The 12706-nt window shown below is 66.4% G+C and carries 9 protein-coding genes; 4 read left to right on the top strand and 5 right to left on the bottom strand.

Annotation, left to right across the window (positions count from 1 at the left end; all coding sequences use genetic code 11):
* Positions 1 to 2: 2 nt before the first annotated feature.
* From AB0N75_RS09680 to AB0N75_RS09660, 5 genes are all read right to left on the bottom strand, one after another.
* The gene (locus AB0N75_RS09680) at positions 3 to 809 is read right to left on the bottom strand and encodes an ABC transporter ATP-binding protein (protein ID WP_364648549.1); all 807 of its coding nucleotides are present in this window, start codon (positions 807 to 809) and stop codon (positions 3 to 5) included.
* On the bottom strand, positions 806 to 1777 hold the full coding sequence (locus tag AB0N75_RS09675; RefSeq protein ID WP_364648546.1) for a zinc ABC transporter substrate-binding protein: 972 nt from the start codon (positions 1775 to 1777) through the stop codon (positions 806 to 808). Before AB0N75_RS09675 ends, AB0N75_RS09680 begins: the two co-directional genes overlap by 4 nt.
* 134 nt (positions 1778 to 1911) lie before the next feature.
* On the bottom strand, positions 1912 to 2970 hold the full coding sequence (locus tag AB0N75_RS09670; RefSeq protein ID WP_364648544.1) for a hemolysin family protein: 1059 nt from the start codon (positions 2968 to 2970) through the stop codon (positions 1912 to 1914).
* Positions 2970 to 4310 carry a hemolysin family protein gene (locus AB0N75_RS09665; RefSeq protein ID WP_364648541.1) on the bottom strand — a complete coding sequence of 447 codons (1341 nt, stop codon included), beginning with the start codon at positions 4308 to 4310 and terminating at the stop codon, positions 2970 to 2972. The genes AB0N75_RS09670 and AB0N75_RS09665 overlap by 1 nt, the downstream gene beginning before the upstream one ends.
* A 291-nt stretch (positions 4311 to 4601) precedes the next feature.
* The gene (locus AB0N75_RS09660) at positions 4602 to 6056 is read right to left on the bottom strand and encodes a GuaB1 family IMP dehydrogenase-related protein (protein ID WP_364648538.1); all 1455 of its coding nucleotides are present in this window, start codon (positions 6054 to 6056) and stop codon (positions 4602 to 4604) included.
* A gap of 354 nt (positions 6057 to 6410) precedes the next feature.
* Here AB0N75_RS09660 and AB0N75_RS09655 point away from each other — a divergent pair, with 354 nt between their 5' ends.
* From AB0N75_RS09655 to AB0N75_RS09640, 4 genes are all read left to right on the top strand, one after another.
* Positions 6411 to 10208: a multifunctional oxoglutarate decarboxylase/oxoglutarate dehydrogenase thiamine pyrophosphate-binding subunit/dihydrolipoyllysine-residue succinyltransferase subunit gene (locus AB0N75_RS09655; protein ID WP_364648535.1), complete on the top strand. Its 3798-nt coding sequence runs from the start codon at positions 6411 to 6413 to the stop codon at positions 10206 to 10208.
* Positions 10209 to 10294: 86 nt separating this feature from the next.
* Positions 10295 to 10894 (top strand): GDSL-type esterase/lipase family protein, encoded by a 600-nt coding sequence (locus AB0N75_RS09650; RefSeq protein WP_364648532.1) that lies wholly within the window; start codon positions 10295 to 10297, stop codon positions 10892 to 10894.
* Positions 10895 to 11084: 190 nt separating this feature from the next.
* Entirely contained in the window at positions 11085 to 11909 is an 825-nt protein-coding gene (locus AB0N75_RS09645; RefSeq protein ID WP_364648529.1) for a DUF4097 family beta strand repeat-containing protein, read from the top strand.
* Positions 11909 to 12505, top strand: coding sequence for a PadR family transcriptional regulator (locus AB0N75_RS09640; RefSeq protein WP_364648526.1), 597 nt, complete (start codon positions 11909 to 11911; stop codon positions 12503 to 12505). Before AB0N75_RS09645 ends, AB0N75_RS09640 begins: the two co-directional genes overlap by 1 nt.
* Positions 12506 to 12706: the final 201 nt, after the last annotated feature.

Raw genomic sequence — 12706 nt, 5'->3', positions numbered from 1 at the left:
GCCTATTCCCCCTCGCCATGCTGGTGCGTGGTGGCATCCGGCAGGCCAACCACCACGATGCGGCCCTGGTTGTGGATGACTTCCACGTGGCTGTTGTACATCCGCGACAGCACCTCGGTGGTCATCACTTCTTCCGGCGTGCCCACGCGGAACTGGCCGCCGGCCAGGTACAACACCCGGTCCACGTAGTCGATGATGGGATTGATTTCATGGGTCACGAAGACCACGGCGCTGTTCTTTTCATGGCATTGCCGGTTGATCATCGCACTGACCGCCTGCTGGTGGTGCAGGTCGAGCGAGAGCAGCGGCTCATCGCAGAGCAGCACTTGGGGGTCGGATGCCAGTGCCTGGGCCGCCCGAAGCCGCTGTTGCTCGCCGCCGGAAAGCTGCCCTACCGGGGCCTCCGCGTACCCCTCGGCGCCGACCATTTCCAGCAGTTCGTCCACCCGCCGGCGATGTTTGCGCGGGTTAAGCCGGATGCCCCACCGGTGGCCGTCCAGGCCCAGGCCCACCAGATCACGGGCGCGCAGTGGTGTCTCCGGCGCGAAGGTCTTCTGCTGCGGGATGTAGCCGATGTCCCGGCTGCCGCGTTCCAGCGGCCGCCCGTTGATCTCGGCCGTGCCGTGGCTCAGCGGCTGCAGGCCCAGCAACACGCGCAGGAAGCTGGTCTTCCCGGAACCGTTCGGACCCAGTACCGCGAAGAACTCCCCCGGCTTGATGGTCAAGTCCAGGTCATGCCACAGCACGCGCCGGCCAAAGGACAGCGAAGCACCTTGCAGGCGGACGGCGGCGGTCGGGGCCCCGCTCATCCGCGCAGCGCCTTCTCCACGGCCTGGAGGTTTGCCGTCATCCAGTCCAGGTAGTCCTGGCCTTCCGGCAATGTTTCAGTGAAATCGACGACGGCGATGTCCGCCTTCTCCGCCAACAGGCGGAGGCGCTGTGTCTGCGGTCCCTCGGTCTGTTCGTTGTAGGCGACGAACCGGACCGAGCCGCCAGTGACCAGGTCTTCGGCTGCTTTCAGGGCCTGCGGGGAGGCATCGCTGCCTTCCTCCGCGGCCTCCATGAAGTCGTCAGGGGTCTTGTTCTCCAGGCCCAGGGCATCGAACAGGTGCAGCGGCACCGGATCGGTTGCCGCTACGGCTTTCCCGTTGGCGGCAGCAGCCAGTCCGTCCACCTCGGCCTGCAGCTTGTCCAGTCCGGCCTGGAACTGCCCGGCGTTGGCCTTGAAGGCGTCGGCCTGCTCCGGATCCAGCGCGGACAGCTTCGCGGCAACGGCGTCGGCAACCTTCGCCATGGTGGGCAGGTCGTACCAGACGTGCTCGTTGAAGCCGCCGTGGCCGTGGTCCGTGTGGTCGTCGCCGGCGTCTGTCGCCGCCGGAGCGTGCGGCGCCTCGTCGTCGGCCCCGGGCAGCGGCGAGAGCTCAACCGCAGTGATGATGTTGTGGTGGTCCACACCGGTATCGTCGGCGAGGGTGTGCATGAACGTGTCGTAGCCGCCGCCGTTTTCCAGCACCAGGTCGGCCTTGGACACCGCCAGCTTGTCGCGGGCCGTTGCTTCGTAGGAGTGCGGGTCCTGGGCCATCCGGTCGATGATCGAGGTGACTTCCACCTGGTCGCCGCCGATGCTGCGGGCCAGGTCCCCGTAAACGTTCGTGGAGGCGACCACCTTCAACGTGCCGTCCGGTTCGTCCGCTCCCCCGGCGGCCGCGCAACCGGACAGCAACAGAGCCGTCGCGGCCAGGCCTGCCAACACAGGGGTGGTACGGGAGTGCCTCACGGGCGACCTCGGTTCTACTCACAGATGAGAATCAATAACAATAAGGATTCCCAGCTTAGCGCATTGCGAACCGTTCGCATTACCGTGCGCCGAGGGCGCGGAACCGCCGCAGCAGTCCCGCGCCCTCGGGTGGACTATTCGCCGGTCCGGCGCAGGCCCTGGGCCTGGGTCTCGTCGCGGATCTCGCCCACCAGCACTTCGATCACGTCCTCGAGGAACAGCACGCCGTGGGTGCTGCCGTCGGTGCCCAGTACGCGGGCCAGATGCGACCCGGTCCGCTGCATGACACCCAGCGCGTCCTCGATTTCCTCATCCAGCGCCAAGTTGGCCAGGGTGCGGACCTTCGTGAGCGGAATCGTCTTATTGAACCGGTCCTCCGGGATGGTCATGACGTCCTTCAGGTGCAGGTACCCGGTCAGGTTGTCGTCGGCGTCGGCCACCGCAAACCGGGAGAACCCGGTCCGGCCCACCACCCGCTCGAACTGCTCGGGAGTGGTGTCGACGCCGATGGTCACCAACTGGTCCAGGGGCACCATCACGGTGGCCGCCGTGACGGCCGAGAACTCCAGCGAACTGGAGATCAGTCCGGCGTCGTCGTCCACCAGTCCGTGCTTGGTGGACTCCTGCACGATCGACTGGACCTCCTCCAGCGTGAAGGTGGAGGTCACCTCGTCCTTCGGCTGAATCCGGACCGCCCGGAGGATGTGGTTGGCCGACCAGTTCAGCGTGGCGATCACCGGCCGCACCACCTTGGACACGGCCACCAACGGCGGAGCGAGCAGCAGCGCGGCCTTGTCCGCCACGGAAACGGAAATGTTCTTCGGCACCATTTCGCCAAAGGTCACGTGCAGGAAGGTCACCACCACCAGCGCCACGGCGAAGGAAATCCCATAGGAGACCTCATGCGGAACGCCCAGCCATCCTTCCAGCGGCAGTAGCAGCAATTCCTTGATCGCCGGTTCGGCCACGTTCAGAATCAGCAGCGAACACACCGTGATGCCCAGCTGGGCGCAGGCCAGCATCAGCGAAACATGCTCCATGGCCCACAGCGTGGTCTTGGCACGCTTGGAGCCGGCCTCCGCCAGGGGCTCGATCTGGCTGCGGCGCGCGGACATGACGGCGAACTCGGCGCCGACGAAGAAGGCGTTGCCAATCAGCAGCACGACCAACCAGAAAATACCCATCGCCGCCATCAGAGCTCACCCGCCTTGCCGGCATCGGGCTGTACCGCACCGGTTGCCGGATCGGGGATGAAGCGCACGCGGTCCACCCGCCGTCCGTCCAGCCGCTCGACCTCCAGGGTTCCGCCGTCCACCGGAACGGTATCGCCGACCACGGCAATCCGGCCCAGCTCGGCCATGATGAAGCCGCCCACCGTCTCGTAGCTGGCCTCGTCCGGCACGGACAGCTGCGGAATTTGGTCGGTGACCTCATCCGGGCGCATCAGGCCGGGGAAATACCAGTTGCCGGCCGCGCTCTGCAGCACTCCGGGCTTCACCCGGTCGTGTTCGTCGGCGACCTCGCCGACAATTTCCTCCACCAAGTCCTCCAGCGTGACCACTCCGGCGGTTCCGCCGTATTCGTCGAGCACGACGGCGAACTGCAGGTTCGCGGCCCGCAGTTCGGACAGCAGCGAATCCAGGTGCACCGTCTCCGGTACCCTCAGCACGTCGGTCATGATGGTGGCCGCGGGCAGTGACGCACGCTTCTTGCGCGGGACGCCGATGGCCTTCTTGATATGCGCGACGCCGCGGACGTCGTCCGGGGAATCGCCGAGCACCGGGAACCGGGAGTAGCCGGTGCGGCGGGCCGCGGCGATCAGGTCGGCCACGGTCTGGTCCGCATCGATGAACTCAACGCGGATCCGCGGCGTCATCACGTCGGCCGCGCTCCGGCCGGAGAAAGTCAGCGTCTTGGCCAGGAAGTTGGCGGTTCCGGCGTCCAACGTGCCCATCTCGGCGGAACGGCGCACCAGCGACGCCAGCTCGGAGGGGGTCCGGGCTCCGGAGAGCTCTTCCTTGGCCTCCAGCCCGAACAGGTGGAGCACCTTGTTGGCGAAGCCGTTGAGCATCAGCACGAACGGCTTGAAAACGGCGGTGAAGACCAGTTGGGGCCGTGCCACCAGCTTGCCGACTGCCATCGGCAGGGCAATGGAAGCGTTCTTCGGCACCAGTTCGCCCAGCAACATGGAGAGCAGGGTGGCGATCACCATGGCGATCACCGCGCCGATGGGCTGAATGACCGCCTCGGCCAGGCCCAGCGCCGCCAGCGGCGGGCGCAGCAGGCTGCTGATGGCCGGTTCCATCAAGAAACCGGTCAGCAGTGTGGTCAGGGTGATGCCGAGCTGGCAGCTGGAGAGCTGGGTGGAGAGGGACTTCAGGCACTTCATCAGCGGCACCGCGCCGCGGTCGCCCTTGTCGATGGCGCGCTGCACGGTGGGCTGGTCCAGGGCCACCAGGGCGAATTCAACGGCGACGAAGAACCCGGTGCCGAGGATCAGCAGCATGCCGGCGGCAATTTGGATCCATTCCATTTAGCGCGCCACCGTCCTGCGTCTCAGGCGGGCAGATGGAGGGTGGTCGTCCGAGCCCGGACTAGAAGGCTCCTGACCGGCCGCGTTGGCGGCCAGTGTGTGATGGGCACGTGCACGGGATTTGCCGGTGCTGGGTGACGCCTCGCACCGGGCGGCCGCTTGGGCTGCCTGTGCTCCCGCGGTGCGGCATGTTGCCTGCCCTGCGGGGCGCGTCACGGACCGGCTCCTAGAATAGCTGTCCATTATGCGCACTAGCCTAGCAGGCGGACCCCGCCGCCGGCTGCCGTACCGCTACCAGCTCTGCGGAACCGGGCGGCCCTCTTCGTAGCCGGCGGCCGACTGCACACCGACGATGGCCTGCTCGCGGAACTGCACCAAGTTCTGCGCCCCGGCGTAGGTCAGCGAGCTGCGAAGACCGGCGGTGATCTCGTCCAGCAGGTCCTCGACCCCCGGGCGCAGCGGGTCGAGGTACATCTTCGAGGACGAAATGCCCTCTTCGAAGAGGGCCTTGCGGGCCCGCTCGAACGCGTCCTCGCGCCGGGTGCGGTTCTGCACCGCACGGGCCGAGGCCATGCCGAAGCTTTCCTTGTATTTCCGGCCGCTGCTGTCCGTGAGCAAATCCCCCGGGCTTTCGTGCGTCCCGGCGAACCAGGAGCCGATCATCACCTGGCTGGCACCGGCCGCCAGCGCCAGGGCCACGTCCCGCGGATAGCGGACCCCGCCGTCGGCCCATACGTGCGCGCCAAGCTCCCGCGCGGCCTCCGAACATTCCTGCACGGCCGAGAACTGCGGACGGCCCACGGCGGTCATCATGCGGGTGGTGCACATGGCGCCCGGTCCCACACCGACCTTGACGATGTCCGCGCCGGCTTCCACCAAGTCGCGCACGCCTTCGGCACTGACCACGTTCCCGGCCACCACGGGAACCTGCGGATCCAGGCTGCGCACGGCGTCCAGCGCGTCGAACATCTTGCGCTGGTGCCCGTGCGCGGTATCCACCACCAGCACGTCCACGCCCGCCTCCAGCAGGGCCTCGGTCTTGCCCTTCACGTCGCCATTGATGCCGACGGCGGCCGCCACCCGCAGCCTGCCCTGCGGATCCAGCGTGGGCGTGTAGATGGTGGACCGGAGCGCGCCCGAACGGGTGAGCGCGCCCAGCAGCACGCCGTCGTCGTCCACCACCGGTGCGAAGTTCGCCGATGCCGAGTCGAACAAATCGAAGGCCTGGCGCAACGAGGTATCCGCCCCGGCGTCGAACATGGAAGCCTCCAGCAGCAGCGGGTGGGCCGCCATCACCGAGTCGAGCGAGGCGTAGCGGTCCACGCCTTCGCAGTCCTCGGCGCGCACCACGCCCACGCACTTGCCGGCGTCGTCCACCACAGCAACCGCTCCGTGCGACCGCTTGTCCATCAGGTGCAGGGCGTCGATGACGGTGCTGGCGGCGGTCAGCTTTAACGGTGTTTCGAAGATGGTGTGGCGGTCCTTGATCCAGCCGGTGACTTCCGCGAGCACCTCCAGCGGCACATCCTGCGGCAGCACGGCGAGCCCGCCCCGGCGGGCCATCGTCTCCGCCATGCGGCGTCCGCTCACGGCCGTCATGTTCGCCACCACCAGCGGAATGGTGCTGCCCGTACCGTCGCCGGCGGACAAGTCCACGTCCAGCCGGGAGGTGACGTCCGAGCGCGAAGGCACTAGGAAGACGTCCGAATACGTCAGGTCGGTCATCGGCTGGTTGATCAGGCGCATGGATGCTCACTTTCCTCGTCGCCGTGCGGGCCGGCGGGACGGCGGGGCCGGTGGGTGTGGGAACCGTATGGTGCCCGGGAACCTGCGGCAGCAGTCTGGCGGTTGACCGGCCAGACTCCCCCGCAAAGTCTAGAGGCACCGGCGCCGGGAACGAATCGGGGTGCCGTTCGGCGGCACGGGTGGTAAAGATTAGCCTGCGTTGCAAAAGTGTCATTAGACTGGCTACTGGTCCAGATCTAGTGCGCGCCAGACGCGCACTCGCAATTCCGCTGCTGACGGCAGGTCCGGAAGGCAGCCAGGGAAGCGTGTGATCTGCAAGGGCAAGCGGCAACTCACGGAAGAGGCGTATTACAAGTGCCAGAGCATCCCAACCTTCGTCTACCCGAGGAATTTGGCGGTAACGAATGGCTCGTTGACGAAATCTACGAGCAGTACCTCCAGGACAAGAATTCCGTGGACAAGAAATGGTGGAGCATCTTCGAGGCGGCCAATGGCGCCGGCAGCGTGAACGACAACACCGCCACTTCGTCCGCCCCCACCTCGGCTCAGTCTCCGTCCCGCCCCGCGCCGGTGAAGGACACGCCCAAGGCTTCGGGTGAGAGCACCGCCACCGATCGGGCAGGAACCAAGCCGATTCCCGCCGACAACGAGCCGGCACCGAATACCTCCACCGACACGGCCGCTGCCCCGGCCAAGCCCGCCGCGAAGGCGGAGCCGAAGCCGGCACCGATCCCGGCCCAGCTGCCCAAGTCCGCGCCCAGCGCAGTCGCCGAAGAAGACACCGTCTCCGTGCTCCGCGGCCCGGCCAAGGCCATCGCCACCAACATGGACGCCAGCCTCAGCGTGCCCACCGCGACCACGGTGCGCGCAGTTCCGGCCAAGCTGCTGATCGACAACCGCGTGGTGATCAACTCCAATCTGGCCCGCGCCCGTGGCGGCAAGGTCTCCTTCACCCACCTGATCGGCTACGCCGTGGTCAAGGCGCTGGGCCAGTTCCCCAGCCAGAACGTCCACTATGACGAGATCAACGGCAAGCCGGCGGCGGTCCAGCCGGCCCACGTGAACTTCGGCATCGCCATCGACATGCCCAAGCCTGACGGCAGCCGCCTGCTGGTGGTGCCGAACATCAAGCGCGCTGAGACCATGAACTTCTCCGAGTTCTGGCATACCTACGAGGACCTGATCAAACGGGCCCGCGCCGGCAAGCTGACCGCCGACGACTATGCCGGCACCACCGTCTCGCTGACCAACCCGGGCGGCATCGGAACCGTGCACTCCGTGCCCAGGCTGTCCAAGGGCCAGGCCACCATCGTTGGCGTCGGTGCCCTCGAGTACCCGGCCGAATTCCGCGGTGCCAGCGAAAAAACCATCGCCGCCCAGGGCGTCGGCAAAATCATTACGCTGACCTCCACCTACGACCACCGCGTCATCCAGGGCGCCGGGTCGGGCGAGTTCCTGCGCCTGATCGAATCGCTGCTACTGGGCGAGCAGGGCTTCTACGACGAGATCTTCGAAGCGCTGCGCATCCCCTACGAGCCGGTCCGCTGGCGCTCGGACAACCAGGTTGATGTGGAGCTGCAGGTCAACAAGATTGCCCGCATCCAGCAGCTGATCCATGCGTACCGCGTGCGCGGCCACCTGATGGCGGACACCAACCCGCTGGAATACGTCCAGCGCAAGCACCCGGACCTGGACATCAACACCTACGGCCTGACCCTGTGGGACCTGGACCGGGAATGGGTCACCGGCGGATTCGGCGGCGCCGACCGCCTGAAGCTGCGCGACATCCTCGGTGTGCTCCGCGATGCCTACTGCCGCACCACCGGCATCGAGTACATGCACATCCAGGATCCGGCCGAACGCGAGTGGTTCCAGAACGAGCTGGAGCGCCCCTACGCCAAGCCCAGCCGCGAAGAGCAGCTGCGCGTCCTGGGCAAGCTGAACGCCGCCGAAGCGTTCGAGACCTTCCTGCAGACCAAGTTCGTGGGCCAGAAGCGCTTCTCGCTGGAGGGCGGAGAATCCCTGATTCCGCTGCTGGATGCAGTGATTTCCGATGCCGCCGACGACGGCCTGGATGAAGTCGCCATCGGCATGGCCCACCGCGGCCGGCTGAACGTGCTGACCAACATTGCCGGCAAGACCTACGCACAGGTGTTCCGCGAGTTCGAGGGCACCCAGGACCCGCGCAGCGTCCAGGGCTCCGGCGACGTGAAGTACCACCTGGGCACCGAAGGGAAGTTCACCTCCGACAACGGCAACGAGACCAAGGTCTACCTTGCCGCCAACCCCTCCCATCTGGAGGCCGTTGACCCGGTGCTGGAAGGCATTGTCCGCGCCAAGCAGGACCGCCTGGACCGGGGCGACGAGTTCCCGGTGCTGCCGGTGATGATCCATGGCGACGCTGCCTTCGCCGGACAGGGCGTCGTTGCGGAAACCCTGAACCTCTCCCAGCTGCGCGGCTACCGTACCGGCGGCACCGTGCACATTGTGGTCAACAATCAGGTCGGTTTCACCACCTCGCCGCATTCCTCGCGGTCCTCGGTGTACTCCACCGACGTGGCCAAAATGATCCAGGCTCCCGTCTTCCACGTGAACGGCGATGACCCGGAGGCCGTGGTCCGTGTCGGCCAGATGGCCTACGAGTACCGCCAGCGCTTCCACAAGGACGTCGTCATCGACATGGTCTGCTACCGCCGGCGCGGACACAACGAGGGCGACGATCCCTCGATGACGCAGCCGATGATGTACAACCTGATCGAAGCCAAGCGTTCCACCCGCAAGCTGTACACCGAGGCGCTGGTAGGCCGCGGCGACATCACGCAGGACGAGGCGGACCAGGCGCTGCGCGACTACCAGGAACGGCTGGAGCGCGTCTTCGCCGAAACCCATGCCGCGCAGACCTCGCCGCTCCCGATCATCACCAAGGACTCCGCCGCAGTGTCCGATCTGGAGCGCCCGCTCTCGCAGCAGGCCGAGGACACGGACAACGTGCCGTCCGGCACCGCCATCTCCGCGGAGACGCTGGCGAAGATCGGCAAGGCCCATCTGGAAATTCCGGAAGACTTCACCGTCCACCCGAAGCTGAAGGCCCTGCTGGAGCGCCGCGAGCAGATGTCCCGCGAGGGCAACATCGACTGGGGATTCGGCGAACTGGCTGCGTTCGGCTCCTTGCTGATGGAAGGCGTCCCCGTCCGACTGGCCGGCCAGGACTCCCGCCGCGGTACCTTTGTGCAGCGCCACGCAGTCTTCCACGACCGCGTGAGCGGCGAAGAGTGGGCCCCGTTGAGCAACCTCTCGGACGATCAGGCCAAGCTGTGGATCTATGACTCGTTGCTGTCCGAATACGCGGCCATGGGCTTCGAATACGGCTACTCGGTGGAGCGCCCGGATGCGCTGGTGCTCTGGGAGGCGCAGTTCGGCGACTTCGTCAACGGAGCCCAGACCATCATCGACGAGTTCCTCTCCTCGGCCGAGCAGAAGTGGGGCCAGCGTTCCTCGCTGGTGCTGATGCTGCCGCACGGCTACGAGGGCCAGGGCCCCGACCACTCGTCGGCCCGGATCGAGCGCTTCCTGCAGATGTGCGCCGAGGACAACATGATCGTGGCCAACCCGACCACCCCGGCCTCGCACTTCCACCTGCTGCGCCGCCAGGCTTACAGCCGCCCGCGGAAGCCGCTGATTATCTTCACACCGAAGCAGTTGCTGCGGCTGAAGGCTGCTGCCGCCAAGGTCGAGGACTTCACCACCGGAACATTCCAGCCGGTCATCGGCGATGTCCAGGACCTCAACGGCAATGACGTGGACCGCGTGGTGCTGGTTTCCGGCCGGCTCTACTACGATCTGCTGGCCGCACGCCAGAAGAACTCGGACACCAAGACCGCGCTCATCCGGGTGGAGCAGCTGTACCCGCTGCCGGTCGAGGAGATCAAGGCCGAACTGGCGAAGTACCCGAACGCCGAGGTGGTCTGGGCCCAAGACGAGCCCGGCAACCAGGGTCCGTGGCCGTTCATGGGTCTGTACCTTCCGGAGGCTCTCGACATGCCGGTGCGCCTGGTTTCCCGCTCGGCCTCCGCTGCGACCTCCACCGGCTCGGCCAAGCGCCACGCTGTGGAACAGGACGTTCTGGTCAAGAAGGCCTTTGAACGCCGGTAAGTAGGATGTTGGGCGGGGGGCCGCAGGGCGCCCCGCCCACTTTCTTTTAAGCACCGTCTCCAGCCCGTCGAACCAGAAAGCTACTCGTGGAGCAACGCAGAATCAGGATCGCCGCAGTGGGTGAACAACTGCTGGCCGGCGTGGGAGACCCGCGCGCCCTCGGTTGGTTGGGCCGTACGCTGGCCCGCACCAACCCTGAACCAGCCACCTTGGAATCCTTCGTCCTCGCATCGCCGAACGAAGGAACGGAGGAGCTGGCCGGCCGATGGCTTCAAGAAGCCGGACGGCGTTTCGATGACGGCTTCGAAAACCGGCTGATCATCGGTCTGTCCGCCCGCGACCTCGACCTCGGCTTGTCCACGGCCCGCAGCCGCCTGAACCTGGCCAACATTCTCGACGGCGCGGCCCAGCTCAGCGTCAAGGTCTTCGTAGTGGGTCCGCCGCCCGGACTGGATGCCCAGCGCAATGCTCAACTTGCCGAGCTGTCGACGGCCTTCGGCGATGTCACCACGCGCCGTAAACACGTCTACGTCGACACCTTCACACCTTTGCTCAACCACGAGCAGTGGCGCACCGATCTGGCCAGCAACGGCGGGGCTCCGGGCCAGGCGGGCTACGGCCTGCTCGCCTGGTTGGTCCTGCATCGGGGCTGGTATCCGTGGTTGGATCTGCCCGAGCCCTTCTAACGACCCGCGCCCGCTGGAGAGCGGGTCAGCACCTGCACTGCCCAGGCGGCGGGACCGGCTATGCTCCGGTCCCGCCTTTCCTGTATTTCCGGGCGTACCCTTGTCAGCCTCTCTATCGCGATATATCGTGTCTTTCATTACGAGATATATCGCGTTGGGAGCGGTGTATCGCCATCAGTCAGGACAAGCCATGAACGATACGTGGAGCATCGACGGTCCACAAACCATCGACGTTGACGGAGTCCGCATGCTCAAGGCCTCCATCGTCAAAGGGCGGCTGGACATCATCGTGCACGACGAGCCGGCTGTCAGGGTGGAGGTCTCCGAAGTCACCGGCGCGCCGCTGGAGATGACCCTGCGAGGCGGCACGCTGGAGATCAGCCATAACAAGGGCGCCGAGGGCCCCTTGGGATTCTTGGCACGGCAGGTCAACCTGGCGGTCTCCGGCTACCGGGAGGAGGCCGTGATCAGCATCGCGCTGCCACGGAACGTTTCCGTGAAGGCCTCCACCGTCAGCGGCGACGGCCTCGTATCCGGCATTGCCGCCAGCACGGATTTGAACACCGTGTCAGGGTCCATGATGGCCGACGAAACTGCCGGCATGCTCACCGTCAATACTGTCAGCGGCGAGATCATCGTCCGCCGCCACCGGGGCACGCTGGCGGCCAAGAGCGTCTCCGGCGAGGTCACCGCCTCCGGCGACCTGGACCATGTCCGGGCCAGCACGGTCAGCGGCGACTTGAGCTTCGACCTGCAGGGCACACCTCAGGACCTGGCCGTCAACTCCGTGTCCGGCAACGTCACCGTACGGGTGCCCGAACAATACGGCGTGGATGTGGCCGCTTCGTCGGCGACCGGCAGCATCACCGTGAACGACCAAAAGTTCTTCGGCTTCTCGGAGAAAGTGAAGACCCGGATAGGTCCCGAAGGCCGCGGACTCACCGTCCGCTCCACGACAGTCTCGGGGACCTTGGCTGTTTTCCACCGGGACACTGCCGGAAGCCAGGTGAACTGATGGCTCCCGTATTCGCCCACGGCGCCTTGCGGCTCTATCTGCTCGCCTTGCTGGCAGACGGGGACAAGCACGGTTATGACATCATCCGCGCCCTCAGCGACCGGTTCGGCGGCACCTACTCCCCTAGCGCGGGCACCGTCTACCCCCGGCTGGCCAAACTGGAGGAGGAGGGACTGGTCGACACCACCTCGGACGGACGGCGCATGGTCTACAGCATCACCGCAGCCGGACGGCAGGAACTGGCCGCCCGCCAGGACGAGCTGGCCGACGTCGAAGCTGATATCTCCGAGTCCGTGCGGCGCCTCGCCGATGGATTGCGGGACGAGCTGCGCAGTTCCATGAAGGGGCTGCGGGCGGATCTTGCCGCCTCGGCCGAGGCCGCCCGCAGCAAAGCCAGGACCTCTCCGCGCGCGGCCGACGCCGCCGGGCTTCGGACGGTGAAGGAACTGGAGCACCTGCTCAACGACTTCCGCGACGACGTGCGGGTGCGCTTGCGCCGGCGCAGCGCCACCGGAACGGTAGACGAACTCGCCGTGCAGACCATCCGCACGGTGCTGGACCAGGCCAAGGCATCCATTGCCGCGGCCCTGCGCTGACTTCCGGCGTGCAGCTCCTTCAGTGACGTGCAGCTCCTTCAGTTAGGAGCAGGAGCGGGCGTATGAAAGACTGGTGCGCAGTTCTTTTTCAACCAGCAAAGGAGGCAGCCATGAGCAAGCGTGCACGCAAGCGTCGTGACCGTAAGCGCGGCGGCGCAAACCACAGCAAGCGCCCCAACACCTAAGCGGTTGGGCACCAGC

It is taken from the genome of Arthrobacter sp. NPDC089319 (assembly GCF_040684925.1).
In the GTDB taxonomy this organism is placed as follows: Bacteria; Actinomycetota; Actinomycetes; order Actinomycetales; family Micrococcaceae; genus Crystallibacter.
This window is presented reverse-complemented; position numbering and strand designations above follow the sequence as displayed.

Coding starts and splice junctions, on each gene's coding strand:
- AB0N75_RS09680 (WP_364648549.1), bottom strand. CDS start 809: ATGAGCGGGGCCCCGACCGCCGCCGTCCGCCTGCAAGGTGCTTCGCTG.
- AB0N75_RS09660 (WP_364648538.1), bottom strand. CDS start 6,056: ATGCGCCTGATCAACCAGCCGATGACCGACCTGACGTATTCGGACGTC.
- AB0N75_RS09665 (WP_364648541.1), bottom strand. CDS start 4,310: ATGGAATGGATCCAAATTGCCGCCGGCATGCTGCTGATCCTCGGCACC.
- AB0N75_RS09645 (WP_364648529.1), top strand. CDS start 11,085: ATGAACGATACGTGGAGCATCGACGGTCCACAAACCATCGACGTTGAC.
- AB0N75_RS09670 (WP_364648544.1), bottom strand. CDS start 2,970: ATGGCGGCGATGGGTATTTTCTGGTTGGTCGTGCTGCTGATTGGCAAC.
- AB0N75_RS09640 (WP_364648526.1), top strand. CDS start 11,909: ATGGCTCCCGTATTCGCCCACGGCGCCTTGCGGCTCTATCTGCTCGCC.